Raw genomic sequence first — 24,504 nt, forward strand, 5'->3', positions numbered from 1 at the left:
GTCAAGCCCGGCCATGACGGTGGAGGTGGCCCGAATTGCCTTGCGAACTGACCCAGGGCAACCAGCGAGATCGCCTGAAACCAGCCGCCCCGTCCCCTCGGTCGTCATGGCCGGACTTGTTCCGGCCATCCACGACTTTTCTGCAAGGCAGTGTTCCCGTGGATGGCCGGGACAAGCCGAGCCATGACCACGCCGCCACGCGAAATTCAGGTCATCAGTGATGCTCGAATCACGCCCTCCCTCCCCTCGCCTTAATCCCCACTTAGGCTCCGCCAACGCTTCGCTCTCCTGGGGAGGACCGACCCATGCCGACACGCCACCCAATCGCCACCCGCGCCCGCCTTGCCGCCGGGCTGGTCGCCGCGATCCTGATGACCGTTGCCAGCCCGGCGCTCGCCGGCTCGCTGCTCGACCGGACCCGCGATGCCCTCCAGCAGGCCGGCAAGGACATCACCCAGGCCGCGCAGGATGCCGGCCGCGACGTCCAGGACTATCTGGTCGGCAATCCCGACCTCAACCGCGACCTGGTCGATTTCGGCAACCGGCTCGGCCTCCCCGGCTTCGACGAGAAGCGGCCCTCCCCCGGCGCCACCCTCGTCGCCGCGCCCTCGCCGGCGGCGCCCGGCGTCGACGTGCGGCTCTCGGCGGTCGGCCTGCCCGGCGCGGCGGAAGTCACCATCGCCGCCGGCCCGACGATCGAGGACGCCAAGGAGCTCGCCAAGGCGACCACCAACGATCGCGGCGGCCTCGCGACGAGCGTCGCCGTGCCGGAGGATGCGATGCCCGGCGAGCCGCTGCTCTTCGTCGTCGAGACCGGGGACCGGCGGGTCCGCCTCGTGTCGGAGCCGGTTGAGGTGATCCCCGCCGCCGATGTCGTCACCGTCACCGGCACGCTGTCGAAGGAGGGCGTCACCTGCCCGGCGCTCCGCGGCGACGACGGCGCGCTCTATACGCTGGCCGGCGGTGACCTCTCCCATTTCGGCCCCGGCGACCGGGTGACGGTCACCGGCACCGAGGCCGAAGCCTCGATCTGCATGCAGGGCACGACGCTGGGCGTCATCTCCGTCGCTGTGGCGGAGTAGCCCGGACCGCCGCGCCATCGCTCATCGCCGCGCAGGCGGGAGAGCGCGAAACCGGTCGGGAAAGGCGGGCCGCCCATCCCGCCCCGTGAAACGGGGAGAGCCTGTCCCCGACCTGATCGGGGAGGGGACCATCGCGGAGCGATGGTGGGAGGGGCATCCTGCATCCACGCCATCCTGAGGTGCTCGCTGCCAGCAGCGAGCCTCGAAGGACGCAAGACCCTACTACCGCTCATCCCCGCGCGGCCTGCCCCCGACTTGACCGGGGGGCGGGGATCCAGCCCTCACGCCTCGCGCGCGGCGATGAAGCGGGCCGCGTCGCGGAGAACGTCGGCTTCCGCCCCGAAAATGTCGAGCGCGGCGATCGCCTCCTCGACCGTCGCGGCGAGCCGCGCCCGCGCCGCCGCGACCCCGAGCAGCCCGACCAGCGTCCTTTTTCCCCGCTCCGCGTCTTTTGCCGTCGCCTTGCCGGCGATCGCCGCGTTGCCGGTCGCGTCGATCAGATCGTCGGCGATCTGGAAGGCGAGGCCGAGCCGGCGGCCGAAGGTGTCGAGCCGCGCCCCTGGTCCGGCAGGCGCATTGCCGAGCAGCGCCCCGGCCCTGACCCCGAAGAGGATCAGCGCTCCGGTCTTCATCGCCTGCATGGTCTCGACCGCGGCGATCTCCGGCGCCTCGCTCGCGTCGAGGTCGAGCGCCTGGCCGCCGGCCATGCCGCCGATCCCGGCGGCCTGGGCCAGCGCCATGACGAGCGCGACCCGCGTCTCCGCCGGCGCGTCGATCCCGGCGACCGCGTCGAAGGCGAGCGTCAGCAGCGCGTCACCGGCGAGGATCGCCGTCGCCTCGTCATAGCGGATATGCACCGTCGGCCGGCCGCGGCGCATGTCGTCGTCGTCCATCGCCGGCAGGTCGTCGTGGACGAGGCTGTAGGCGTGGATGCATTCGAGCGCGGCGGCGACGGTCACCACCGCGTCGCCGGCATGGCCGAAGAGCCGGGCGGTCTCGATCACCAGGAAGGGGCGGATGCGCTTTCCGGGGCCGAGCGCGGCATAGCGCATGGCGTCGAGGAGGCGCGGCGGCCGCGCGATCTCGGCCGGGCGCGTCTCGCCGGACAGCAGCCGGTCCAGTGCCGTATCGGTGGCGTCCGCCGCCTGTCTCAACCGTGTCTCGAACATGCCCGCAGCCGCCCGTCCCCCGCCCGGAGCCGTCTCGAATGGCGGGAAAGCCGCGCCGGGTCAAGCGTTGCGCGGGGACAAGTCCGCCGCTATCGCTTGGGAATGAGCGAGGCGAAGACCGGAAAATCGCGTGCGAAACCGGCCGCGTCCGGCGGGCGGAAGCAGGTCGCGGGCAAGGCGCGTCCCGTGAGGAGGAAGCCGTCCGCGGGCAAGGCAAAGGGCGCGGAGAAGCACCCGTCCCTGTGGCGGCGCGTTGGCCGCATCCTTTTGATCATGCTCGGGATTCTGGTTGCGATCCCGCTCGTCCTGGTGCCGGTCTATAGCGTCGTCAATCCGGTCGGCACCTACATGGCCTATACCCGCGTCGTCGACGGGCCGATCGAGCGGCAATGGGTCCCCTTCGACGCCATCGCCAAGGTCGCGGTGGTCTCCGTTATGGTCTCGGAGGACGGGCAGTACTGCGCCCACCACGGCGTCGACTGGGGGGCGATCAGCGAGGTCGTCGATTCCCCCGGCGGTCCCTCCCGCGGCGCATCGACTATCCCTATGCAAACAGTAAGGAATCTGTTCCTGTGGCTGTCGCGGAGCTATGTCCGCAAAGGTATCGAGATACCGCTCGCGATCTATGCCGACACGGTCTGGAGCAAGCGGCGGATGATGGAGATCTATCTCAACATCGCCCAGTGGGGACCCGACATCTTCGGCATCGAGGCCGCCGCCCGGCACTATTTCGGCCGCTCCGCCGCCGATCTCGGCGCCCGCCAGGCGGCGCTGCTGGCGGCCAGCCTGCCCAACCCGCTCGCCCGCGATCCGGCCCGGCCATCATCGCTGATGAAGTCGCTGGCCCGCACCATCGAGGCCCGCGCGCGCAAGGCCGGCCCCTATATTGTTTGCCTCTATCCCTGAGCTTGCGTATAAGCGCCGCAACCAAGGAACATTCGAGGACGAAGAAATGGCAGTCCCCAAGAGAAAGACCTCGCGCATGAAGCGCGGATTCCGCCGTTCGGCCGACGCCCTGAAGCAGCCGAGCTATGTCGAGGACAAGGATTCCGGCGAACTTCGCCGGCCGCATCATATCGACCTGAAGTCGGGCATGTATGGCGGCAAGCAGGTTCTGGAGCCGAAGAGCGAAGCCTGAAACCGGGACGTTTCGCGCGAATTCCCGAAGGCCGGCGTCACGCCGGCCTTTTTTGTCGCCTGCCGGAAGGATAGCATCGCCCCCTCGCCGGAAAGTCGGCGCCAACCCTCGGGGCGACCATGATCACCGCCATCCCACTGACCATCCTCCCCCTCATTCTCTTCAACATCGTCGGATTCGCCGGCGGCGGCGCCGACTGGTCGGCCGAGATCTTCGGCATCGTGATGATCTCCGGCGCCCGCTGGTCGCTGACCCTCGGCGACCTGATGATCACCTTCGGCATCGTCATCCTCTTCCTGGAGGTGATGAAGTCGGGACGAACGTCGACGGCGAGCGTGACCAACCACATCCTGTCGACCGTCGTCCTGATCATCTACGTCATCGAACTGGTCCTGGTCGCCTTCTGCGCCAATTCCGTCTTCTTCATCCTGACCCTGATCGCGCTTTTCGATGTCGTCGCGGGCTTCACCATCACCATTCGCACGGCGTCGCGGGACGTCAACTTCGGCCACGGCTTCGACGGCGGCCCCTAGGAAGGGCGTGAGCTTCCGGCCGGCCCGGACGGCGCCAATGACCGATACGGCGATGTGTTGGCGGTTCCTTAACCAGTTGTTGTCACTGTCGAACCTCCATGCAAGGCGCAGTAGCGATCAGGACGGAGCCGGATCGGGCCGTGGTGGATAATCCGCCCCCCGAGACCCGGGACGACCTCGCGGTGGGCGAAATCCTCGCCGCGGTGGGCGACGTTGTCTACGACTGGTCGATCGGCGACGACACCCTGCGCTGGAGCCCCAACGCGCTCGACGCCATTGGCATAGCCTCGTTCGCCCTGATCGCCACGGGTCGCGCCTTCGCCCGTCTCCTCGAGCACGGAAGCCCGGCCAGCCGGTACAGCGCCGTCCATGACGGAAGGACCGATCCTGGCGACGGCGTCTGCTTCCAGGTCGAGTATCCCATTCTTCCCGAAGGCCCCGGCTCGACCCGTCGCCTCTGGATCGAGGATGTCGGTCGGTGGTATGCCGGAACCGACGGGCGGCCGGCCCGCGTCCATGGCGTCATGCGGGTGATCACCGAACGCCACGAGCGCGAGCGGCATCTTGCCTATCTGTCTCACCACGACGAACTCACCGGCTGCTTCAACCGCAGCCATCTCCTCGCCACGCTCGAGGCGGCGGCGGCCGATGCGGCCCGCGGCGACCGCTCGATCGCCTTCCTCATCGTGTCCTTCGACAACCTCCAGGCAATCAGCGAGGCCTATGGCCACGCGACGGCCGAACAGGCCTTAGCGGTCATCGCCCATCGGATTGGCCGATGCCTCAGGGAGACCGACGCGATCGGCCGTTTCTCCGGCGGCAAGCTCGGCCTGGTGCTCGCCGACTGCAAGGAGGCCGACATGGCCGGCGCCGCGGCGCGTTTCCACGCCGCGGCCCGCGACGAGCTGATCGAACTCGACACCGGACCGCTCGCCGTCACCGTTTCCATCGGCGGCGTCAGTCTGCCGCGCCACGGACGCGCCGCCGATGAAGCCGTGGCGAGTGCGCTGGAAGCTCTGCATGTCGCGCGCCGGACCGGCAGCGGGCGCTTCGCCGCCTATGAACCGACACCGGACCGTCTCGACGACCGGAAGCTGGTCAGACGACACTCCCGCGAACTCCTTACCGCCCTGCACGAAGGCCGTATCAGGCTCGTGTTCCAGCCGGTGGTCGACATCGCGACCCGGAGCCCCCTCTTCTACGAGGCATTGGCACGGGTCGAGGAATCCGATGGCACTGTTGTCGCGCCAGCGCAGTTCATCGCCCTGGCCGAGCAGCTTGGTCTGATCAGGCTGATCGACGATCGCATTGTCGGTCTGGCCCTCGATATGCTCGAGCGGCGATCCGACATCCACCTGTCGATCAACATTTCGGCGAGTACCATCGGTGACCGCGAATGGATCGCCCGTCTGTCCGACAGGCTCCGCGACCGGCCGGGCCTCGCCCGACGCCTGATCATCGAGATCACCGAAACGGTCGCCATCGACAATGTCGAGGAAGCGGCGGAATTCATCAGGACGCTGCATGCGCTTGGTTGCCGCGCCGCCATCGACGATTTCGGCGCCGGATTCTCGTCCTTCCGGAACCTCCGCCTTCTCGACGTCGATTTCTTCAAGATCGACGGCTCCTTCATCGAGAATCTGGCGACGAGCCACGAGGACCGGACCTTCGTCAAGGCGCTGGCGGAGCTCGCGCGGAGCTTCGGGATTCCGGTCGTTGCCGAATGGGTTCAGGACGAGGGAACCGTCTCGCTGCTTGCCGGCTGGGGTATCGATTGCATCCAGGGCGCCCTGACCGGCGACGTCATGGACCAGCCGGACTGACGTCCCGGGCAGCGCTCATTTCTTCTTGTCGGAGAGCTTGTCGAGACGTTCCTGCACGTCGTCGAGCTGGCGGCGCAGGGCCTCGATGTCGGTCTTCCCGCCGGATTCGGGCTCGCTGCCTTCCGTCCTGGCCGGGGCCTGCTGGTCGCGGCCGCCGCCGAACGGCAGGAACATCCGCATCGCCTGTTCGAACATCTCGGTATTGCGGCGCACCTGATCGCCGACCACGTCGAGCGCGCCCGGTCCGAAGGCGTTCGCCATCTGGGTCCGGATCTTCTCCTGGTCCCTGACGAAGGAGTCGATCGAGAAATCGAGATAGGTCGGCACCAGGTTCTGGATCGAATCGCCGTAGAAGCGGATCAGTTGCCTGAGAAAGGTGATCGGCAGGAGGTTCTGCCCCTTGTTTTCCTGCTCGAAGATGATCTGGGTCAGAACCGAGCGGGTGATATCCTCGCCGGTTTTCGCGTCGAAGACGACGAAATCCTCTCCTGCCTTCACCATCTCGGCAAGGTCCTCGAGCGTCACGTAAGTCGAGGTGCCCGTATTGTAGAGACGCCGATTGGCGTATTTCTTGATCGTCGTTGGTTCTTCTTCCGCGGTCATGTTCGACGTCACTCACACGTAGACCAAAAGAAACGACTTGCCCTGCCGGGCAACACACGTGTCCTCCCCGCATGCCGGTCAACGATAGAGTCTTTTTGACAAGCCCGCCAATTATTTGTGCAACGCCATATTCGCTGCACTGCGGCTCGCATGCATTGACAGTGGGATCGGCGACGGGCTGTAGTCGGTTCGACACAGCCTTCCCGGTCGACCTCGGGAGCACAGGAGATTTCACGCCATGGCTACAAGCGACATCGTCATCGCCGGAGCGGCACGGACCGCGGTCGGTGCCTTCAACGGCTCTTTCGCCAACACACCGGCTCACGAGCTTGGCGCCGTCGCCATCAAGGGTGCGCTCGAGCGGTCCGGCACGGCGCCCGAAGAGGTCGACGAGGTGATCCTCGGCCAGATCCTCACCGCCGGCCAGGGCCAGAATCCGGCCCGTCAGGCAGCCATCGCGGCCGGCATCCCGGCCGCGAAGACGGCGTGGGGGTTGAACCAGCTCTGCGGATCCGGCCTCCGCACCGTCGCCGTCGGAATGCAGCAGATCGCCACCGGCGATGCCGGGATCATCGTCGCCGGCGGCCAGGAATCGATGTCGATGGCGCCGCATTGCGCGCATCTCCGCTCCGGGGTGAAGATGGGCGACTTCTCGATGATCGACACGATGATCAAGGACGGCCTGTGGGACGCCTTCAACGGCTATCACATGGGAACCACCGCCGAGAATGTCGCCCGCGAGTTCCAGATCACCCGCGACGAGCAGGACCAGTTCGCGGTGAAGTCGCAGAACAAGGCGGAAGCCGCCAACGAGGCCGGCAAGTTCAAGTCGGAGATCGTTCCGGTCACGATCAAGACCCGCAAGGGCGAGACCGTCGTCGAGAAGGACGAGCACTTCCGTCCGGGCACGACGATCGAGACCGTCGCCAAGCTGCGCCCGGCCTTCGCCAAGGACGGCACGGTAACCGCCGGCAATGCGTCGGGAATCAACGACGGCGCCGCGGCCTTCGTGCTGATGAGCGCCGAGACGGCGGCCGCCCGCGGCGTCAAGCCGCTCGCCCGCATCGTCTCCTGGGCAACCGCGGGCGTCGATCCGGCGGTGATGGGCACCGGCCCGATTCCCTCTTCCCGCAGGGCCCTCGACAAGGCGGGCTGGAAGGTCGAGGACCTCGACCTGGTCGAGGCGAACGAGGCCTTCGCGGCCCAGGCCTGCGCGGTCAACAAGGACCTCGGCTGGGATCCGGATATCGTCAACGTCAACGGTGGCGCGATCGCCCTTGGCCACCCGATCGGCGCCTCCGGTGCCCGCATCCTGACGACCCTGCTCTACGAAATGGAGGCCCGCGACGCCAAGCGCGGTCTCGCCACGCTTTGCATCGGCGGCGGCATGGGCATCGCCATGTGCGTCGAGAGATAGGCCCGCTTCGAACCACCGAATGACGATCAAAACACGACAAACAACACGGGGAGGACTGCCATGGCCGTTGCCATTGTCACGGGAGGAACGCGCGGCATAGGCGCGGCGATATCGACGGCCCTGAAGGGGACCGGTGCCTCCGTCGCCGCCATCTATCACGGCAACGACGACGCGGCGGCCGACTTCAGGAAGGAGACCGGCGTCGCGGTCTATAAGTGGGACGTCGCCGATCCGCAGGCATCGGCGGAAGGCGTGGCGAAGGTCGAGGCGGAGCTCGGGCCGGTCGATATCCTCGTCAACAACGCCGGCATCACCCGCGACGGCATGTTCCACAAGATGACCTACGACCAGTGGTCGGCGGTGCTGCGGACCAACCTCGATTCGATGTTCACGATGACCCGGCCGGTCATCGAGGGCATGCGCGACCGCGGCGCCGGCCGGATCGTCAACATCTCGTCGATCAACGGCCAGAAGGGCCAGATGGGCCAGGCGAACTATTCCGCCGCCAAGGCCGGGGTCATCGGCTTCACCAAGGCGCTTGCCCAGGAGAATGCGCGCAAGGGCGTCACCGTCAACTGCATCTGTCCCGGCTATATCGAGACCGAGATGGTTGCCGCGGTTCCGGAGAAGGTGCTGGAGGGGATCATCGCCCAGATCCCGGTCGGCCGTCTCGGCAAGGCCGAGGAGATCGCCGCGCTCGTCGCCTATCTGGCTTCGGATGCCGCCGCTTTCATCACCGGCGCGGTGATGACCATCAACGGCGGACAATATATGGCGAACGGCTGAGCCCTGCCGGCGGGAAACGCCGGACGGCCGGTCTTTGGCGGATAGCGGGTAGCCGGTGGCAGATCCCAGGGACCGGAAACAGGCGCTCGACGACCATCGCGCGAAAGCCGACGCATTCGAGAAGCGGGGCGATTGGGCGAATGCGGTCCGGGAGCGGGAGGCTGCCTACGCGATCGCGTCGGGCCAGGGAAACCGCGTGCGGCTGGTCGACGCGCTCGCCCGCGCCGGCGAGACGGAGCGAAGCTACCGGCTGCTGCTCGAGGCGCTCGATGCCGGCCCGGTCAGCGGACGCGCGGTCCGCCGCGGCTTCCATCAGGCGGTGGAGCTCGACGACGTCGCGAGCCTGCCGTCATTCGCCGAACGGCTGAAGGCGCTGCTCGCCGATCCCGACGAGCCGAAGCCGAAGAAGCCGAGAATGTCGATCTGGCACGCGCTCGTCTGGCTCGGCGAGTTCGACATCGCCCTCGGCCACATGGATGCACCGCCGATTGCGGAAGCCGGGGACTTCGCCGGTCCGCATGCGATCGTCGTCGACCCGGCCTTTGCGCCTGACACCGGCCACGGGCACAACTTCAACAACAACCTCTTCTACCGCCGCCTCTGCGCCACCCTCGGCCTGCCGGCGACCTTTTACGGCGCCTCCGACGCCGGCCTGCCGCCGCCGGACCTCGGCTTCGACTTCCGGCCGGCGATCACGACGCGGATGTATACGGGCGAGCTCCCCTTCGACGACCTCCAGTGGCACCGCAACGTCAACCTGTTTTTCGAGGCCGAGCTCGACCGGCAAATGCCGCCGGACGGTCGGCTCTTCATCTTCCACACGATGCGCAACACGACGATCCTCGGGCTCGCCCGCTGGATGCTGCGCAATCACCGCGCCGACGGGTCGGCGCTGATGATCGGTATCGTCGATTCCAACCTCGGCGCCCATCCCACCCGCGCCGGCATTGTCGCTGACATCTACCGGGAGGCCTTCGCGGCCCTGAAGCAGCTCGAGAATGCCGAGCTGCTCGTCTATTGCGAGACCCGGAGCCAGATCGACACGCTCGTCGAACTCGGCGGCGACGCCTTCGACATCCAGCTTTATCCCTATGTCGCCGCGGCGCTTGCCCTCGATCATGCCGCGCCGCGCCGGAACGAAGGGGCCGACCGCTTGCGCATCGGCTATCTCGGCGGCACCCGGCTCGAGCGCGGCGTCGACCTGATACCGGGCCTTGTCCGCGCGACACGGAACAGCCTCGGCGATCGCATTGCCTGGACCGCCCAGTTCGACCCGGAAAGCCTGTCGCGCCAGACCGGCGGCGCGCTCGACGGGGATATCGCCGCCATGCGGGACGATCCCGCGGTGGAGCTGGTCGAGGGCATGGTGTCGACCGGGGACTACTTCGCCATGCTCGACCGCATGGATATCGTCGTCCTGCCCTATCGCGAGCGCTACGAGGTCTCGGGTTCCGGCGTCTTCGTCGAGGCGCTGACCCTCGGCAAGGTTCTGGTCGTGCCGGAGCGCGGCTGGATGGCCGGTTTCGCGCGTCGGTATGGCAGCGAGCCGGTGACCTTCGCCGACACGACCCTCGAAGCGGTATTGGCGGCGCTCGAACGCGCCGTCAGCGGTTATCCGGACCTCGGCGCAACCGCCTTCGCCGCGGCCGAAACCTGGAATGCGGACCAGGGCAGCACCGCCCGCATCGCCGCCTGGCTCCGCGACCGGATGGCCGCGAGCTGATCCGGCTGCCCCGGTGGGGCGGCCGGGAAGCGGCTCAGTTCTGCTGGCGGGCCTTGCTGTAGGAGGCGATGATCCGCTGGATCTCGTCACCGATATCGTCGCTGTCGCCGCCCTCGCTCGGCTCCGCCTCGGGAGGCGGCCCCTCGGCGATGGCCGCCGTATCGGCTTCCGCCTCGACGATCTCCCCGATCTCGGCCTCGATATCGACCTCGATCTCCTCGCCCGCCTCTTCGGCATCCTTGTCCTTGGCCGAACCGCCGTCCTCGACCAGCACGTCGACGGCCTCGGCAATGGCGGCAAGGATCGAGTTCTCGAGCTCGTCCTTCGGTTCGTCCGGTTTCTTGGTCGCGGATTTCGCGGCGCTTCGCGGTGCCGGTTCCGGCGAAGCCGCTCCGGCCTTTTCCTTGTCGTCGGCCTTCCCGGAACGCAGCGCCGCCAGCCGGCCCGGGGTCCGCGAAGCGTTCCCGGCGCGCAGTTCCGCCAGCCGGCGCAGATGCGAGGACCCACTCGACGGCGTCGGCTTCTTGGGCTCGGGCCCGGATTCAGGTTCGGCCTTTGCCTTCTTCGCTGCCGCCTCGCTTGCCGGCGGCTCTTCCTCCTCGGCTGCGGCCTTCGTCGTCACCGGACGCGCCGGACGACGGCGCAGCAGCGACTTCTTTTCCGGCTCGGGCGGGGTCTTGGGCTTGGCGGGAGGGGTAGCGGCCGGCTTCGGCGGCGGCGGCGCCGCCGAACGCCCGACGATCCAGGCCGGGAGAAGGGCGGTCTCTTCCTCGGTGACCTCGATGCCCGCGCTTCCGGCAAGGTAGAGCACCTGGTCGCGGAAGACCTCGGCCAGCCGCTCCGGCGTGTCGGTCGTCGAGAAGACGTGCCCCTTGAGCGCCAGTCCCTTCACCACGAAGAGAACCTGGCGGCGATTGACGTTGCGGCCCGCCTCGATGAGCTTCTCGGTGACATTCTCGGCGGTCTGCTGGAAGTGGTAGCCGTTCTCGCCGACTTCCTGCGCGAGGATGCGGAAAAGGTCGGCGAAGGTCCGCGGCGAGAACATCGGCACGTTGGTCGCCCCGTGGATCTTGCGGGCCAGCGCCTCGAGCCCGCTCCTGTCGCCGACCGGCGCGGCGGCTGCCGGTTCGGGCTCCTCCTCGACCGGCGCGATCTCCTCGCCGTCGAGCAGTGCGAGAAACGGCTCCTGCTCGATCATGCCGTCGGCGATCGCCTTGTAGCTCGCCGCCGTCACGTCATTGGCGAAGATCACGGTCGTCCGGTTATGGGCCCTCAGCCTCAGCAGCATCGGCGTCATGTCGGCATCGGCGGACAGCAGGATGAATTCCTCGTAGCCGGTCGGATGGCCAAGCGCCTCGATCGTGTCGAGGGCGATGTGGACCGCGGCGGAATTGCGTTCCCAGCCTTCGAGCGTCGGGCAGTCGATCACCTCGAAACCCGCCGCGATCAGGGCGGCGCGATTATTGCCGAGCAGTTCCGGGTCGGCGTAGCATCGCCGGATGAGGCTGCGCCGGCGGGAGCCTTCCTCGAGCGCCGGCGTCACCAGGGCGCCGCTCTCGATCGCCGCGACCAGGGCGGCCGATCGTTGGGCCAGCAATTCGGCGACATCGTCCTTGGCGGCTTTGAGGCTGCGGTCGAAACTGTCGTAATCGACGAACAGTGCGCTTTTGATTGTATTCGCCATCATTCTCCTCGAGCGTGTTCCCGCGCTCGGGTAGGTGTGATTCTGACCCCTCAGCCTCCACTATGCTTAGCTTTTTCGTCCCGCTATGTCTCGCCTGTTCTGATTGATTTTGTTTCCTCGCGGCAATTCGCTTTTCGCCGTCCGCGACGGCTGCGACCGGAGCACTGAATGGCCGATAGCCGACGATCCGCGACCCTGATCGGATTCACCGCGGTGCTGATGTGGTCGCTGCTGGCGATGCTGACCGCCGCCTCCGGCCGCGTGCCGCCATTCCAGTTGACGGCGATGGCCTTCGCCATCAGCGGCCTGCTCGGCCTCGTCTGGATAGTGGCCACCGGCCGGATGGGGGAGCTCGTCCTGCCGGCGCGCGCCTGGCTCCTTGGCGTCGGCGGGCTGTTCGGTTTCCATTTCTTCTACTTCACGGCGCTGCGCGCCGCGCCGCCCGTCGAAGCGAGCCTTGTCGCCTATCTCTGGCCGTTACTGATCGTCGTCTTTTCGGCCCTGCTGCCTGGCGAGCGCCTGCGCTGGTACCACCTGGCCGGCGCCCTGCTCGGGCTGGTCGGGACCTTCGTCGTGGTCTCGGGAGGCCGCGAATTGTCGATCGATCCGCGCTTTCTCGCCGGCTATGCCGCGGCGCTGGCGGCCGCGTTGACCTGGTCGGCCTATTCGGTCCTGTCACGGCGCTTCGCCACCGTCCGCACCGGGGCGGTCGCCGGCTTCTGCCTGGCGACGGCCGCCTTGAGCGCGATCGCCCATCTCGCCCTGGAGGAAACGGCCTGGCCGGCCGGGTCAGGCGAATGGCTCGCCGTCGTCGGTCTCGGCCTGATGCCGGTCGGCGCCGCCTTCTATGTCTGGGACCACGGCGTCAAGCACGGCGACATCCAGATCCTCGGCACCAGCGCCTATGCGGCGCCGCTGCTGTCGACCCTGGTCCTCATCCTTGCCGGCTATGCGGTGCCGGACTGGTCGATCGCCGCCGCCGCCGTCCTGATCACCGGCGGGGCGATGCTCGCCTCGAAAGACGCCCTGAGGCGTCGCTGACCGGCGGGGCGACGAGCCCCGGCCGCTCAGAAATTGTCCTTGCGCTTCCTGATCTCGGCGAAGACGGCGGCCTGCGACGCATCCTCCAGCCCGAGCCGCTTGCGGATCGCCGGCGCGTCGACGCGCAGGAAGGGATTGGTCGCCTTCTCGATGGCGATGGTGGTCGGCAGGGTCGGCCTGCCCTCGCCGCGCAGCCGGTCGATCTCAGCGGCGCGGGCCACCAGCTCGGCGTTTTCCGGCTCGATGGTCAGTGCGAATTTGGCATTCGCCTGGGTGTATTCGTGGCCGCAATAGATGGTCGTGTCGTCGGGCAGCGCCGCGAGCTTTGAGAGCGATTCCCACATCATCTCGGGCGTTCCCTCGAAGACACGGCCGCAGCCGAGGGCGAAGAGCGTGTCGGCGACGAAGGCGACCCTGGCCGCCGGCAGGTAATAGGCGATATGGCCGAGGGTATGGCCGGGCGTTTCGATCACCTGGACCTCGAAGCTCCCGAACAGGAAGGTATCGCCCTGCTTGACCGTCCGGTCGACACCCGGAATTTTGGACGCTTCGCCGGCCGGCGCGGTGATCGAGCAGCCATAGGCGGTCTTCAGCGTCAGATTGGCCTCGACATGGTCCTCGTGGTGATGGGTGACGAGGATTTCGGTGAGGTCCCAGCCAAGCTCCGCGAGCTTGTCGACGATCGGCTGGAATTCGGGCGCGTCGATCGAGGCGGTGACATTCGCCTCCGTGTCGTGGATCAGAACGCCGAAATTGTCCGAGCGGCAGGTGAATTGCTCGATTTTCAGGACCATGGTTCCGGGGCACTCCGTCGGGTAGCATCGTTACCCCTGTGACTAGCACCTGATGGCCGCCACGGCCACCCGTGTGACGGTCACCACATCTTCGGACTCATGCCTTAGGGTAGGCGGCATGTATCTCGACGTCGTCGACCTCAGGGCCTTCTACGCCGAACGGCTGGGCGGGATCACCCGCCGGCTGATCGGTGCGCGGCTCAAGAAGCACTGGCCGTCGCTGGCCGGCGACCGGCTTCTCGGCATCGGATATGCGACGCCCTATCTCACCGGTCTCGCCAATGGCACGTCCCGCACGATAGCCTTCATGCCCGCCGGCCAGGGCGTGGTGAACTGGCCGGCGGACGGCCCCAATGCATCGGCGCTGGTCGCCACCGACGCGCTGCCGCTTCCCGATGCCGCGATCGATCGGGTGCTTGTCGTGCACAGCCTCGAGGTCGCCGACAATCCACGCGAGGAGCTTCGCGAGATCTGGCGCGTGCTCGCCCCCGGTGGCCGGGTCATCCTCGTCGTGCCCAATCGGCGCGGCATCTGGACCTGGGCGGAGAAGACGCCCTTCGGCTATGGCCGGCCCTTCACCCGCGCCCAGCTCACCACGCTGCTGCGCGAATCGATGTTTTCGCCGCTCGGCTGGTCGGAGGCGCTCGCCGCTCCGCCGATTGCGCGGCGACCCTGGCTGCGGACCGGCACCAGCTGGGAGCGGATCGGCATATCGCTGTGGCCCGCCTTCGCCGGCGTCATCATCGTCGAGGCCACCAAGCAGCTCTATCGGGCGATTCCGGCCGATTCCGGCAAGCTGAAACCGGCATTCCGCCCGGCGCTTGTCTCGCCACCCGCCGCGGCGGCGACGCGGGATGCTTCGACCCGCGATCTCGCCGACGGAGACTAGCCGTCCTCGACCACGCCGACGAAAGGCAGCTCGCGGAAGGCGTGAGCGACGTCCATGCCATAGCCGACGACAAACAGGTCGGGGCAGGAAAAGCCGATATGGTCCGCCTGCAGCGGCTGGGCGAGCTTGCCTGGTTTTTCGAGCAGCACCGCCACGCCCACCCGATGCGCGCCGCGCGACAGCATCATGTCCCGGGCAAAGGCGAGGGTCCGCCCCGATTCGAGGATATCGTCGATCAGCAATACATCGCGGCCGGCGACATCCGTGTCGATGTCGCGAAGCACCGTCACCTCGCCGCTCGATTCGGTTCCGGACCGATAGCTGGAGAGGGTCAGGAACTCGACCTCCGGCGCCAGGCCGACCCCGTGCAGCGCCCGGATCAGGTCGGCGGCGAAGATGAAGCTCCCCTTGAGGATCGACACCACGACAAGGTCGACATAGCCGGCGGTGGCGATCTCCCGCGCCAGCTCGGCATTGCGGGCGGCGATCGCCGGGACGTCGTAGAGGACCCTGAGGTCTCGGCCGCGAATCCTCGGCATCAGCGCTCCACCGCGGCCGTCCCGCCGCGATCGGCGAGACTCAGCGCGACCTGCTGCTTCGCACCCGGCCGCGGGCTTGCCATCGCCGATCGAAAGCCAACCGATCCACCGGCGGCGACGCGTTCCACTGTCGGTTCCATCAGCCAGCTATAGACCTCCGCCCCCTGCTCCTTCAAGGCGATGCGGATCGCCGGAACGTCGAGTTCCTCGCCGCTGCGGTTGACGATCTGCCCCTCGATCAGGATCGCCTCGGTGCCACGCAGCGTCACCGTCTTGCTTGACACGCCCTCGAGCGCGACATCCCCCTGCCCGGCGCCGAAACCGGCCAGCCGCGGCAGCGCCGAAACCGCCGGCGTCAGCAGCACGATCGCCAGGAGCAGCAGGATCAGCGCCGTCGCGCCGGCCGCGATCCCGAAACGGCCGGCCTTCGAGGGTCCGGCGAATTGGGCACCGGCGCCCTGGCCATGGAAGCCCGTCGTGAAACGAATCGGCGGAACGAATTCGCCTTCGATGATCGGCGGCTCCTTGCGGGTCATCGGCCGGCGGCCGCGCTGGCCGAAATCCCGGCGCGATTCGCTATAGTGGCGCGCGAGCCAGGTCGTCTCGCACTTCGGGCATCGCTCGAGACGACCGACCTCGCCCAGCTCGTCGGCCGAGAGCAGGCTGGGTGTCTTGCATTTCGGACACCGTAACGTCATGGCTCAGGAATCCCCCATCCGGATCACGCGACGGGAGCATGGCGGACAAAAGTTAACGTCTTGGAAACCATGATTGCCGAATGGCGGGGGGCGCGACGGAGTGAAGATCGTTGGATTGCCTTGTTCCGGTGGCTTGATCGTTAACAAAGGCTTAATCCGGGTCTTGCGAGAGTATCCGACCGGGACAGGCGAGGCAGGACTGGCGAGCAGGTGATCCGTTTCGAGAATGTTGGCCTCAGATACGGGATGGGGCCCGAAATCCTTCGCGATCTGAATTTCCAGATCGCACCGCGATCCTTCCAGTTCCTGACCGGTCCCTCCGGCGCGGGGAAAACGACCTTAATTCGACTCATTTTTCTGGCGTTAAAGCCGACGCGGGGGCTGATCACGGTGTTCAACCGCGATGCCGCGTCGCTGACCAAGGCCGAGCTCCCCGCCGTGCGCCGGCGAATCGGCGTTGTTTTCCAGGATTTTCGCTTGCTCGACCATCTGACCACCTTCGAGAATGTCGCGCTGCCGCTCCGGGTCCTCGGCAACGAGGAATCGAGCTATCGCGCCGACGTGGTCGAGCTGCTTCGCTGGGTCGGGCTCGGCGACCGCATGCACGCCTTTCCGCCCGTCATGTCCGGCGGCGAGAAGCAGCGCGCCGCCCTCGCCCGGGCGCTGATCGGCAAGCCGGAGATCCTGCTTGCCGACGAGCCGACCGGCAACGTCGACCCGCCGCTCGCCCGGCGGCTGATGCGTCTTTTCGTCGAGCTCAACCGGCTCGGCACCTCGGTGGTCATCGCCACCCATGACATCAACCTGATGAACCAGTTCAATGCACGGCGTCTCGTCATCGAGGAAGGACGGCTCACTGTCTACGACTGAGGCCGACCGCTCGCACAAGCTCCAGCTTGCCGCCTATCGCCGGCAGTCCCGCCTGGCGATGCGCAAGCCGAGCCAGCTCGTGCCCGAGAACACGGTCTCGGGCAACGCGCTGATGATCGTCGTCGCCATCATGTGCTTCCTTGCCTGCCTGACGCTCGGCGCGGTGACCCTCGTCCGCGACGCCTCCGCCGACTGGCAGACCGACCTGCTGCGCGAGATCACCATCCAGGTCCGGCCGATCGACGGCGTCGACACCGCCGCCGAGGCCGCCAAGGCGGCGACCGTGGCGCGCCTGTTTCGCGGCGTCGCCAGCGCCGAGGTGATTTCCGAGGAGGAAAGCACCGCGCTGCTCGAACCGTGGCTCGGCAAGGGCCTCGATCTCGGCGAATTGCCGATTCCGAGGCTCATCGTCGTTCGCCTCTCCGACCCGGCCATCGTCGATCTCGGCGCGCTCGAGGCACGGCTTGCCGCCCAGGTCCGCGGCGCGACGCTCGACGATCATCGCGGCTGGACGGCGCGCCTCCAGACCATGGCGCGGGTGACCGTCTTCATCGGCGTCGCCATCCTGTCGCTGGTCTTCGTCGCCACCATCCTCAGCGTCGTCTTCGCCACCCGCGGCGCGATGGACGGCAACCGCGACGTGGTCTCGGTGCTCCATCTCGTCGGCGCCGAGGACGGCTTCATCGCCCGCGAATACCAGCGCCATTTCCTGCTGCTCGGATTGAAGGGCAGCCTGATCGGCGCGGCGGCGGCGGCCTTCCTCTTCGCCCTGTCGAGCCTTGTCATCGGCCCGTCGGTGGCCGGCGCCGAACAGGCATCCGCGCTCTTCGGCAGCTTCGCCGTCGGTCCGGTCGGCTATCTCGGCGCTCTCGCCATCGCCTTCATGATCGCGGTGATGACGGCGGTGACGTCGCGATTGACCGTCTATCGCTACCTCGCCGATACGGAATGATGCCGCGACGATGAGTTACCTCCGCCAGGGTCGTTTCTTTGCTATGATATTTCCTACGGCACTCGTCTCATGAGCGCGGTGACAGGAGAAGAAGCCCGCCGGGGGCAGGCGGCGAAAGGGCTCGGAATGGCAAGACGCAGGCGGAAGCCGCTGTGGTTTGCGTTGACTGCCATTGTCGGCGCGGTCGTCGTCGGGCTGGCGGTCGGCTTCATCGCCTTCGCCCGGACGGTGACGGTGGCCGCGGCGCCGGCCGATCCCCGCGCCGAAGGCATCGTCGTCCTGACCGGCGGCCGCGACCGCATCGACGGAGCCCTCTCCCTGCTCGCCGAAGGCCGCGCCAGGCGCCTGCTGATCTCCGGCGTCAATCCGGTCGTGACCCGTGAGGCGCTGGCCGGGACGATCGGCAGCGAGCTTCGCCCGATCCTCGACTGCTGCGTCGATCTCGACCATGCGCGGGACACGATCGAGAATGCGGAGTTGACCCAGCGCTGGGTCGACCAGCAGGGCTTCAAGTCGCTGATCGTCGTCACCAGCGACTATCACATGCCGCGCAGCATGGCCGAGCTCGGGGGCGCCATGCCCGATGTCGAGCTGATCTCCTTCCCGGTCAGCAATCCCGACCTCAAGCTCGCCAACTGGTGGCGGGATCCGGCGACCTTCGAGCTGCTCGCCCGCGAATACGGCAAGTTCCTGGTCGCCGAGGCGCGCCAGTTCCTGCCGCTCGTCCGCCCCGCCCGCGCCGCCGCCGGCTGATCATCGTCGGGATATCGCAGCTTGGCGACCATCGTCCGATCCCTCGTCTTCAACCTCGCCTTCTATGTCGTGACCGCCATCATGCTGGTCATCGGCGTGGTTCCCTTTCTGATGTTCCCGCAAAGGGTCGGGGTCGCCTACAGCCAGCTATGGGGACGGATCTGCATCTTCCTGGCGCGCCTGCTGGCCGGCATCCGCCTCGAGATCCGCGGCCGGGAGAACATTCCGGCCGGCGCGGCGATCGTCGCCGCCAAGCACCAGTCGGCCTATGAGACCTTCGCCCTCGCCGTGCCGCTGACCAACCCGACCTACGTCATCAAGCGCGAGCTGAAATGGATTCCGCTCTTCGGCCTCTACACGACCACCGCCGGCATGATCCATGTCGACCGCAGCGCCGGCGCCGGCGCCCTTCGTTCGCTGATCGACCGGGCGGAGGAGGAGATCGCCAAGGGCCGTCCGATCATCATCTTCCCCGAGGGGACGCGCCGCGCGCCGGGAGCCGGGCCGGACTACCACCCGGGCGTTTCCTTCATGTACAAGTCCCTCGGCGTGCCGGTTGTCCCGGTCGCGCTGAACAGCGGCCTCTTCTGGCCGCGTCGCAGATTCACCCGCTACCCGGGAACCATCGTCGTCGAGTTCCTGCCGGCGATCGAACCCGGCCTCAACCTCAAGGCCTTCGGCAAGCGACTCGAGGAGACGATCGAATCGGCCTCCGACCGGCTGATCGCCGAGGCCGCGAGCGCGCCGAATCCACCGCCGCTTTCCGACGAGGCGCGCGACCGGATCGAAGGCCTGGACCGGCCTGACGCGGCGGCGGGCTAACCCGCAGTCTCCGACGGCCCGGTCCGCGCGACCAGCATCAGCCCCAGCAGCGCGACGAACAGCATTGTGAAGGTGCTGATCAGCACGACCGAGCTGTAGATGTCACCGGTGTGCCAGACGTGGCCGGCCTTGTCGGTGATCACGGTGCGCTGGCCCGACAGCAGGTTACCCCAATATTCGATGGTGATCGACGCATAGGCCAGGATCGGCAGCACCCAGTAGGCCCGTGTCGTGATCACCGTGACCGCCGCGCTGCCCCGGCGGGCGCGCAGGTAGAGCGCAAAGGCGAAGTAGAAGGTGAAGACGCATAGAAACCAGCCGGCGTAATTCGTCAGCGGTATGCCGAAATAGGGCCCGCCCTGTTCCCAGATCCATTCCCCTGCGATGGTCGCGGATAGCGGGTCCATGCCGAGATCCCACATCACCATGACGAAGGCCGACAGGATCGGGAGCAGCCAGAGCTCGGCGCCGGAAACGCCGTCGTCGCGCTTGCCGAGCAGCACCGAGGCGATCGTCCACGCGAGATAGCCGACCGAGAAGTAGGACGGCATGATGATCACCGGTACCAGCCCGACCTTGGGTCCCAGCAGGTCGGTGTAATGGTAGTGGCCGAACGGGAAGCCGGTCAGGATCGAAACCGTTTCGTAGCCCCAGCCGATCACCAGCACGATCACGACGAAGAACGCCATTGCGCCCGGTCCGTAGCGCAGGACGCCGTGGGAGAAGGCAAACACCGTGACCAGCACGGTCGCGGCGAAGACGAGCAGCTTGTCTTCGGAAAACGCCAGAGCGACCGCCAGGATCGCCATCGCGACCAGCATGATGGACCCAAGCGTCACGAGAAGGCGGGAGACCGCTTTGGTTTGCATTGCGTCTGTCCCCGGATGCCGGTTGCGGACTGCGAGGTGAGGGCATCACAGCGCGATTGCGGCGCGATCGTTCGGCCGTCGCATCAGCCCTGCGCCGACATCGGTGCGGATGGACCGGGCGCGTCCATGCGATGCATCGCCCAGCGCACGATGCCGCCGATCCACAGGAAGCCGATCACGCCACCGAGATAGACGTTCATCGTGCCGGCCGGCGCGATGAACCCGGACTGTCCGAAGACGGTGACCGTCTCGATCGCCTGCTCGGCAAAGAAGACGACGCTCAGCCATGCCAGCCAGCGCGGAATGATCGCCGCGGCGCCGAACCCGATGGCCACGAATGCGATCGACATGGCGGTCGTCGATCCGTTGACCAGCGGCCCCCAGAAGGAGGTGATGTCGAAGATCGCGCGCGCGGCGCCCGGATCGAGGCCCTCCGGATGAAACGCCAGCCCGGCCCAGAACCAGGCCTGGACCTGCCCGGTTACGGCGGCCCCGATGGTCCCGGCCAGGAAGATGTACCGGCTGGGCCTGGGAAGCAGGGATGCGACCTGACCGCCGAAGATGGCGAACCCGAGCGAGAAGAATGCGCCGGTCCAGGCATAGATCCGGGCGTTCGTGCCGTTCGCCGTAAACCACGCGACGATGTCCTCGCCGCTCGAATTGATGGTCGGGGCGGAACTGCCCAATGCCACGAAGCTGCCGATGTAGAATACGGCCGTCGCCAGAATGGTGATCAGCAGGATACGCGATGGTCTCATCGGTCTCGCTCCTCCTCAATGGATCTTGGTCGCTGGCGCAGGGTGCGGGTTGGATCGATTTCGGGATCGTCTCCTGCCGCGCCCGGGTCGGTCCGCCGGCCGGCGGGCATCGAATCGCGAAGTATGACGGCGACGACGCGCGCCATCCCGGCTTCGAAGGCCGCGCGCGACCGGGTGTCCATCAGCAGGCCCTTGCCGGACATCATCAGCAGAAAGACCGTCTCCTCCGCTTCGGCGAGCGTTTCACAGACCTCGCGGGCCTGGAGGAACAGCGCCAGCTCCTTGGTGAAGTCGACGTGGAAGGGCGGGAAGTCGCCTTGCGACTTGCGCCTCAAGGCGATGCCCAGGTCGAGGATTTCAGGACCATGCGGCAGGCCGTGAACCAGCGGCACGAGGATTCCCATGCGCTCCGAGAAGGCCGCCACCAGACAATCCGCCGTCGGGCGATCCGAAGCATTGAGCTCCGCGCACGCCCTCATGCGGGCGTGGCGGCTGAATTCTTCGGCGGCCCGGGCCAGGACTCGCTCCTTGGTGGCGTAGCGGTTGTAGAGCGTCTGCCGGCTGATTCCTGCGGCCTCCGCGAGCGCACCCATCGTCACCTTCTCGAAGCTGTTCCGGGCAAAGGCAACCAGGACGCGCGTTGCCTGATCAAGATCGTCCATGCGTTTCTATACAGATGGCATATCGATTGACAAACAGATTGTACATAATAGTGCATTCCTGTCAAGCATGGAGGTATGCCGTCGATGGGCAGCCACCTGCGGGACCCGTTCGCGATTGGCGCCCGAGCGGCTGATCGCCGCTGGCGGCGGCCATCGTCCCGCCCGAATTGCTCCGCTCAATCGCCCCTGGTTCCGGTGTCGGCCAGCGCCGCCACGATTCGTTCGAGAACCGGATCGGCGAGGCCAAGGGCGCGAAGATGCGCGACGGTATTGACGATGTAGTCGCTGTTTGCGCCGGAGCGCCCGCGGCCCGCCCGGACATGGGCGAGGATCGCTTCCGGCCCGAGCCTGCCGGCATATTGCCGGTGCGCCCGGTCGACCATGTAGGTGACGGCGCCGACCCGTGGCCGCCCCTCGCGCCGCAGCCGGATCGGCCGCGTCACCTCCCGGTAGACATTCGTGACCAGCTCGCGCGCGCGCAGGTAGGCGAGCACCGCGTCACGCTCCCCGGCCCGAACCCGGAAGGCGACGCCGCGGCACGAACCGCCCTGGTCGAGACCGAGGACCAGGCCCGGCTTCTGCCGGGTGCCGCGATGGACCCAGGAATAGACGCAGAGCGAGCGATGGGCGCCGGCGAGATCGGCCGCCTCCGACTCGATGAAATCGAAGCCCGGCCGCCACATCAGCGACCCGTAGCCAAAGATCCAGAAATCGGACATACGCAGCGAAACCGGATTGCAGGCCTCGAAAGCCGGAAAGCCGGGGATGCGTCCGCGACGGTCGACCCGGGCCGGCGACGGCCTATCAGGTCGAACAATCGGGTGCAACACGAGGACCCATGACACGCCAATCCACACCTGACCGGCCGGGTCGTTTTCGCCGGCGCGCCATCCTTGCAGCGGGTCTCGCCGTCCTGCTGGTCCTGCTCTGGTCCGGCTACTGGTTCGCGGTCAACCTCATCGCCACCAACGCCGTCGGCGGCCTGATCGCCTCGATGGCGGCCAACGGCCGAATGGTCGACTGCACCGCGAACACCACCGGCGGCTTTCCCTTCAGCCTCGATCTCGATTGCTCGCAGGCCCGCTTCAGCGATGCCCAGGCCGACGTGGCCGTCGGACTGTCGCGACTGACCGCCACGGCCCCCGTCTATGCGCCCGGCACCGTCGCCGCCTCGCTTTCCTCGCCGATGGCTCTCACCGCGCCGATCCGCGGCTATTCCTGGGACGCCAACTGGTCGCGGGCGATCGCCGACGCCGATGCCGGGCTCTCCGGCCTCAAGCGCGTCACCTTCGAGCTCGACGATCTCTCCGTCGCCGCGAAACCGGGAACCGCGAAGCCGCCCTTTTCGAAGCTGTCGGCGAGCCGCGCCCAGATCGTCGCCGAACCCGCCGGACGCGGCGCCTACCGCTTCTACCTGTCGGCCGACGACCTCGAGGCCAAGGTCCGCAAGGGTGCCGACCTCCCGTTGATCTCCACCGAATTCGACATCACCGCGCATGATGTCGGCCATTCGCTCGGTACCGACCCGCGCAAGACCCTGAGGGAGTGGCTCGCCCATGGCGGGACCATCGATGTCGGCGACCTGCTGGTCGTCCTCGGCGGCACCTCCGCCCGCGCCAGCGGAACCCTGCAGCTTTCGGCCGCCGGCCTTCTTTCCGGCCGGCTCGACGTCCGGCTGACCGGCCTCAACAAGCTCGCCAAGGCGATCGGCAAGATCCGGCCGGGCGCCGCCGATCAGGTCAAGCAGCTGGTTGCCGCGGCCTCGATGGTCACCAGGCCGGTGGAGGGCGAGCCGGAGGCCCGCGACGTGCCGCTGGTCATCCAGAACGGCGTGGTCTCCGTCGGTGTCGTCCCGGTCGGCACGATCCCGCCGCTCCGCTTCTAGCTAGCCGGCGGCATCGTCGCCCTTGCCGTGCGGCCGGCCGAAATCGGCGGCCTCGGTTTCCTGGCCGGCGGCGATGATGCCACGGCGGATTTCGCGGGTGCGGGCGAAGCGGTCGTAGAGCTTGTCGCCCTCGCCGTAGCGGATCAGGCGCTGCAGCGCGGTCAGGTCCTCGGTGAAGCGGCCGAGCATCTCCAGCACCGCTTCCTTGTTGTTGAGGAAGATGTCGCGCCACATCGTCGGATCCGAGGCCGCGATGCGGGTGAAGTCACGGAAGCCGCCAGCGGAGAATTTCATCACCTCCGACTGGGTCACCGTCTCGAGATCCTCCGCCGTGCCGACGATGTTATAGGCGATGAGATGCGGGACATGGCTGGTGATCGCCAGCACCAGGTCGTGGTGCTCGGCGGTCATCGTCTCGACGTTGGCCCCGATCCGGCTCCAGAATTCCGAAAGCCGCTCGACCGCGTCCGGGTCGGTTCCGGGCGGCGGGGTCAGGATGCACCAGCGGTTCTCGAAGAGCTCCGCGAAGCCGGCATCCGGCCCTGAATATTCGGTGCCGGCGACCGGGTGGGCCGGCACGAAGTGGACGCCTTCCGGGATGTGGGGCGCCATCTGCGCGATGACCGACGACTTGACCGAGCCGACGTCGGAGATGATCGCGCCCGGCTTGAGGTTCGCGGAAATGGCCTTGGCCGCCTCGCCCGAGGCGCCGACCGGGATGCACAGGATGACGCAATCGGCGTCCCTCACCGCCTCGGCCGGGTCGCTGTGATAGCTGTCGCCGAGACCGAGCTCCTCGGCGCGCCGCAACGTCCTGCCGGTCCGGCTGTGGATCGCGACATGGCCCGCCGCGCCCGTCTTCCGCGCGGCGAGAGCGATCGAGGCGCCGATCAGGCCGATGCCGATCAGCGCCAGGCGCGGGAAGACGGGGTCGGTCATGCTCTTACGATTCCGGTCTCGAGAGAAATTCGCCGAGCGCGGCAAGCGTCGCCTCGTTGGCCTCGTCGCCGCCGA

General features: G+C 67.4%; 26 protein-coding genes. 15 read left to right on the forward strand and 11 right to left on the reverse strand.

The window, feature by feature from the left end; all coding sequences use genetic code 11:
- The first annotated feature begins 305 nt into the window (after positions 1 to 305).
- Positions 306 to 1,082 carry a DUF5818 domain-containing protein gene (locus KDJ86_RS10400; protein ID WP_291745308.1) on the forward strand — a complete coding sequence of 259 codons (777 nt, stop codon included), beginning with the start codon at positions 306 to 308 and terminating at the stop codon, positions 1,080 to 1,082.
- Positions 1,083 to 1,363: 281 nt separating this feature from the next.
- Here KDJ86_RS10400 and KDJ86_RS10405 read toward each other — a convergent pair whose 3' ends face one another.
- Positions 1,364 to 2,251, reverse strand: coding sequence for a polyprenyl synthetase family protein (locus KDJ86_RS10405; RefSeq protein WP_291745310.1), 888 nt, complete (start codon positions 2,249 to 2,251; stop codon positions 1,364 to 1,366).
- Positions 2,252 to 2,437: 186 nt separating this feature from the next.
- On the opposite strand from KDJ86_RS10405, the gene KDJ86_RS10410 reads away from it, so the two are divergent.
- The 4 genes from KDJ86_RS10410 to KDJ86_RS10425 all read left to right on the forward strand — a co-directional run bounded on the left by KDJ86_RS10410 (position 2,438) and on the right by KDJ86_RS10425 (position 5,745).
- A complete protein-coding gene (locus KDJ86_RS10410; protein WP_291745312.1) occupies positions 2,438 to 3,157 on the forward strand; it encodes a transglycosylase domain-containing protein in 720 nt (239 codons plus the stop codon).
- A gap of 46 nt (positions 3,158 to 3,203) precedes the next feature.
- Positions 3,204 to 3,389 carry a 50S ribosomal protein L32 gene (gene rpmF, locus KDJ86_RS10415; RefSeq protein ID WP_291745314.1) on the forward strand — a complete coding sequence of 62 codons (186 nt, stop codon included), beginning with the start codon at positions 3,204 to 3,206 and terminating at the stop codon, positions 3,387 to 3,389.
- Positions 3,390 to 3,508: 119 nt separating this feature from the next.
- A complete protein-coding gene (locus tag KDJ86_RS10420) occupies positions 3,509 to 3,922 on the forward strand; it encodes a hypothetical protein (protein ID WP_291745317.1) in 414 nt (137 codons plus the stop codon).
- Positions 3,923 to 4,065: 143 nt separating this feature from the next.
- A complete protein-coding gene (locus KDJ86_RS10425) occupies positions 4,066 to 5,745 on the forward strand; it encodes a phosphodiesterase (protein WP_291745319.1) in 1,680 nt (559 codons plus the stop codon).
- A gap of 15 nt (positions 5,746 to 5,760) precedes the next feature.
- Here KDJ86_RS10425 and phaR read toward each other — a convergent pair whose 3' ends face one another.
- Positions 5,761 to 6,348, reverse strand: a complete 588-nt coding sequence (gene phaR, locus KDJ86_RS10430; protein WP_291745321.1) for a polyhydroxyalkanoate synthesis repressor PhaR — start codon at positions 6,346 to 6,348, stop codon at positions 5,761 to 5,763.
- Positions 6,349 to 6,586: 238 nt separating this feature from the next.
- Between phaR and KDJ86_RS10435 the strand changes: the two genes are divergently transcribed.
- The 3 genes from KDJ86_RS10435 to KDJ86_RS10445 are packed head-to-tail and all read left to right on the forward strand — an operon-like array spanning position 6,587 to position 10,274.
- Complete coding sequence (locus tag KDJ86_RS10435; RefSeq protein ID WP_291745322.1) at positions 6,587 to 7,765, forward strand: acetyl-CoA C-acetyltransferase; 1,179 nt, start codon at positions 6,587 to 6,589, stop codon at positions 7,763 to 7,765.
- A gap of 60 nt (positions 7,766 to 7,825) precedes the next feature.
- On the forward strand, positions 7,826 to 8,551 hold the full coding sequence (phbB, locus tag KDJ86_RS10440) for an acetoacetyl-CoA reductase (RefSeq protein ID WP_291745323.1): 726 nt from the start codon (positions 7,826 to 7,828) through the stop codon (positions 8,549 to 8,551).
- 55 nt (positions 8,552 to 8,606) lie between these two features.
- Positions 8,607 to 10,274, forward strand: a complete 1,668-nt coding sequence (locus KDJ86_RS10445) for a hypothetical protein (protein WP_291745324.1) — start codon at positions 8,607 to 8,609, stop codon at positions 10,272 to 10,274.
- Positions 10,275 to 10,308: 34 nt separating this feature from the next.
- Here the strand turns inward: KDJ86_RS10445 and KDJ86_RS10450 are convergent, their stop codons facing one another.
- Entirely contained in the window at positions 10,309 to 11,958 is a 1,650-nt protein-coding gene (locus tag KDJ86_RS10450) for an NYN domain-containing protein (RefSeq protein WP_291745325.1), read from the reverse strand.
- Positions 11,959 to 12,126: 168 nt separating this feature from the next.
- Here KDJ86_RS10450 and yddG point away from each other — a divergent pair, with 168 nt between their 5' ends.
- A complete protein-coding gene (gene yddG, locus KDJ86_RS10455; RefSeq protein ID WP_291745327.1) occupies positions 12,127 to 12,999 on the forward strand; it encodes an aromatic amino acid exporter YddG in 873 nt (290 codons plus the stop codon).
- Between the two features lie 26 nt (positions 13,000 to 13,025).
- On the opposite strand, the gene gloB is transcribed toward yddG, so the two are convergent.
- Complete coding sequence (gene gloB, locus KDJ86_RS10460; protein ID WP_291745329.1) at positions 13,026 to 13,793, reverse strand: hydroxyacylglutathione hydrolase; 768 nt, start codon at positions 13,791 to 13,793, stop codon at positions 13,026 to 13,028.
- A gap of 118 nt (positions 13,794 to 13,911) precedes the next feature.
- Between gloB and KDJ86_RS10465 the strand changes: the two genes are divergently transcribed.
- On the forward strand, positions 13,912 to 14,682 hold the full coding sequence (locus tag KDJ86_RS10465; protein WP_291745330.1) for a class I SAM-dependent methyltransferase: 771 nt from the start codon (positions 13,912 to 13,914) through the stop codon (positions 14,680 to 14,682).
- On the opposite strand, the gene hpt is transcribed toward KDJ86_RS10465, so the two are convergent.
- Together hpt and KDJ86_RS10475 are read right to left on the reverse strand one after the other, a co-directional pair.
- Entirely contained in the window at positions 14,679 to 15,221 is a 543-nt protein-coding gene (gene hpt / locus KDJ86_RS10470) for a hypoxanthine phosphoribosyltransferase (protein ID WP_291745331.1), read from the reverse strand. The two genes, KDJ86_RS10465 and hpt, sit on opposite strands and share 4 nt — an antisense overlap.
- Entirely contained in the window at positions 15,221 to 15,919 is a 699-nt protein-coding gene (locus KDJ86_RS10475) for an MJ0042-type zinc finger domain-containing protein (protein WP_291745333.1), read from the reverse strand. The genes hpt and KDJ86_RS10475 overlap by 1 nt, the downstream gene beginning before the upstream one ends.
- Before the next feature lie 210 nt (positions 15,920 to 16,129).
- Between KDJ86_RS10475 and ftsE the strand changes: the two genes are divergently transcribed.
- The 4 genes from ftsE (at position 16,130) to KDJ86_RS10495 (ending at position 19,316) form a co-directional block, all read left to right on the forward strand.
- Positions 16,130 to 16,789 (forward strand): cell division ATP-binding protein FtsE, encoded by a 660-nt coding sequence (gene ftsE / locus KDJ86_RS10480; RefSeq protein WP_291745334.1) that lies wholly within the window; start codon positions 16,130 to 16,132, stop codon positions 16,787 to 16,789.
- Positions 16,740 to 17,741: a cell division protein FtsX gene (locus KDJ86_RS10485; protein ID WP_291745336.1), complete on the forward strand. Its 1,002-nt coding sequence runs from the start codon at positions 16,740 to 16,742 to the stop codon at positions 17,739 to 17,741. The genes ftsE and KDJ86_RS10485 overlap by 50 nt, the downstream gene beginning before the upstream one ends.
- Before the next feature lie 126 nt (positions 17,742 to 17,867).
- Positions 17,868 to 18,494, forward strand: a complete 627-nt coding sequence (locus KDJ86_RS10490; RefSeq protein WP_291745338.1) for a YdcF family protein — start codon at positions 17,868 to 17,870, stop codon at positions 18,492 to 18,494.
- A gap of 21 nt (positions 18,495 to 18,515) precedes the next feature.
- Complete coding sequence (locus KDJ86_RS10495) at positions 18,516 to 19,316, forward strand: lysophospholipid acyltransferase family protein (protein ID WP_291745339.1); 801 nt, start codon at positions 18,516 to 18,518, stop codon at positions 19,314 to 19,316.
- Here the strand turns inward: KDJ86_RS10495 and KDJ86_RS10500 are convergent.
- The 4 genes from KDJ86_RS10500 to KDJ86_RS10515 all read right to left on the reverse strand — a co-directional run bounded on the left by KDJ86_RS10500 (position 19,313) and on the right by KDJ86_RS10515 (position 22,324).
- Positions 19,313 to 20,185, reverse strand: a complete 873-nt coding sequence (locus tag KDJ86_RS10500) for a carotenoid biosynthesis protein (protein WP_291745341.1) — start codon at positions 20,183 to 20,185, stop codon at positions 19,313 to 19,315. The two genes, KDJ86_RS10495 and KDJ86_RS10500, sit on opposite strands and share 4 nt — an antisense overlap.
- An 83-nt stretch (positions 20,186 to 20,268) precedes the next feature.
- A complete protein-coding gene (locus tag KDJ86_RS10505) occupies positions 20,269 to 20,943 on the reverse strand; it encodes a hypothetical protein (RefSeq protein WP_291745343.1) in 675 nt (224 codons plus the stop codon).
- Entirely contained in the window at positions 20,940 to 21,605 is a 666-nt protein-coding gene (locus tag KDJ86_RS10510) for a TetR/AcrR family transcriptional regulator (protein WP_291745345.1), read from the reverse strand. Before KDJ86_RS10510 ends, KDJ86_RS10505 begins: the two co-directional genes overlap by 4 nt.
- 176 nt (positions 21,606 to 21,781) lie before the next feature.
- The gene (locus KDJ86_RS10515; protein WP_291745348.1) at positions 21,782 to 22,324 is read right to left on the reverse strand and encodes a gamma-glutamylcyclotransferase; all 543 of its coding nucleotides are present in this window, start codon (positions 22,322 to 22,324) and stop codon (positions 21,782 to 21,784) included.
- A 119-nt stretch (positions 22,325 to 22,443) separates the two neighbouring features.
- Between KDJ86_RS10515 and KDJ86_RS10520 the strand changes: the two genes are divergently transcribed.
- Positions 22,444 to 23,490, forward strand: coding sequence for a DUF2125 domain-containing protein (locus tag KDJ86_RS10520; RefSeq protein WP_291745349.1), 1,047 nt, complete (start codon positions 22,444 to 22,446; stop codon positions 23,488 to 23,490).
- On the opposite strand, the gene KDJ86_RS10525 is transcribed toward KDJ86_RS10520, so the two are convergent.
- Entirely contained in the window at positions 23,491 to 24,429 is a 939-nt protein-coding gene (locus KDJ86_RS10525; RefSeq protein ID WP_291745350.1) for a prephenate/arogenate dehydrogenase family protein, read from the reverse strand.
- Positions 24,430 to 24,504 lie beyond the last annotated feature (75 nt).

Source organism: Bauldia sp. (genome assembly GCF_020442045.1).
Taxonomy (GTDB): Bacteria; Pseudomonadota; Alphaproteobacteria; order Rhizobiales; family Kaistiaceae; genus Bauldia.

Coding starts and splice junctions, on each gene's coding strand:
- KDJ86_RS10435 (WP_291745322.1), top strand. CDS start 6,587: ATGGCTACAAGCGACATCGTCATCGCCGGAGCGGCACGGACCGCGGTC.
- rpmF (WP_291745314.1), top strand. CDS start 3,204: ATGGCAGTCCCCAAGAGAAAGACCTCGCGCATGAAGCGCGGATTCCGC.
- KDJ86_RS10400 (WP_291745308.1), top strand. CDS start 306: ATGCCGACACGCCACCCAATCGCCACCCGCGCCCGCCTTGCCGCCGGG.
- hpt (WP_291745331.1), bottom strand. CDS start 15,221: ATGCCGAGGATTCGCGGCCGAGACCTCAGGGTCCTCTACGACGTCCCG.
- KDJ86_RS10525 (WP_291745350.1), bottom strand. CDS start 24,429: ATGACCGACCCCGTCTTCCCGCGCCTGGCGCTGATCGGCATCGGCCTG.
- yddG (WP_291745327.1), top strand. CDS start 12,127: ATGGCCGATAGCCGACGATCCGCGACCCTGATCGGATTCACCGCGGTG.
- KDJ86_RS10405 (WP_291745310.1), bottom strand. CDS start 2,251: ATGTTCGAGACACGGTTGAGACAGGCGGCGGACGCCACCGATACGGCA.
- KDJ86_RS10420 (WP_291745317.1), top strand. CDS start 3,509: ATGATCACCGCCATCCCACTGACCATCCTCCCCCTCATTCTCTTCAAC.
- KDJ86_RS10490 (WP_291745338.1), top strand. CDS start 17,868: ATGGCAAGACGCAGGCGGAAGCCGCTGTGGTTTGCGTTGACTGCCATT.
- KDJ86_RS10475 (WP_291745333.1), bottom strand. CDS start 15,919: ATGACGTTACGGTGTCCGAAATGCAAGACACCCAGCCTGCTCTCGGCC.
- KDJ86_RS10505 (WP_291745343.1), bottom strand. CDS start 20,943: ATGAGACCATCGCGTATCCTGCTGATCACCATTCTGGCGACGGCCGTA.
- phbB (WP_291745323.1), top strand. CDS start 7,826: ATGGCCGTTGCCATTGTCACGGGAGGAACGCGCGGCATAGGCGCGGCG.
- KDJ86_RS10485 (WP_291745336.1), top strand. CDS start 16,740: ATGCACGGCGTCTCGTCATCGAGGAAGGACGGCTCACTGTCTACGACT.
- phaR (WP_291745321.1), bottom strand. CDS start 6,348: ATGACCGCGGAAGAAGAACCAACGACGATCAAGAAATACGCCAATCGG.
- KDJ86_RS10500 (WP_291745341.1), bottom strand. CDS start 20,185: ATGCAAACCAAAGCGGTCTCCCGCCTTCTCGTGACGCTTGGGTCCATC.
- KDJ86_RS10515 (WP_291745348.1), bottom strand. CDS start 22,324: ATGTCCGATTTCTGGATCTTTGGCTACGGGTCGCTGATGTGGCGGCCG.
- KDJ86_RS10465 (WP_291745330.1), top strand. CDS start 13,912: ATGTATCTCGACGTCGTCGACCTCAGGGCCTTCTACGCCGAACGGCTG.
- gloB (WP_291745329.1), bottom strand. CDS start 13,793: ATGGTCCTGAAAATCGAGCAATTCACCTGCCGCTCGGACAATTTCGGC.
- KDJ86_RS10520 (WP_291745349.1), top strand. CDS start 22,444: ATGACACGCCAATCCACACCTGACCGGCCGGGTCGTTTTCGCCGGCGC.
- KDJ86_RS10510 (WP_291745345.1), bottom strand. CDS start 21,605: ATGGACGATCTTGATCAGGCAACGCGCGTCCTGGTTGCCTTTGCCCGG.
- KDJ86_RS10450 (WP_291745325.1), bottom strand. CDS start 11,958: ATGGCGAATACAATCAAAAGCGCACTGTTCGTCGATTACGACAGTTTC.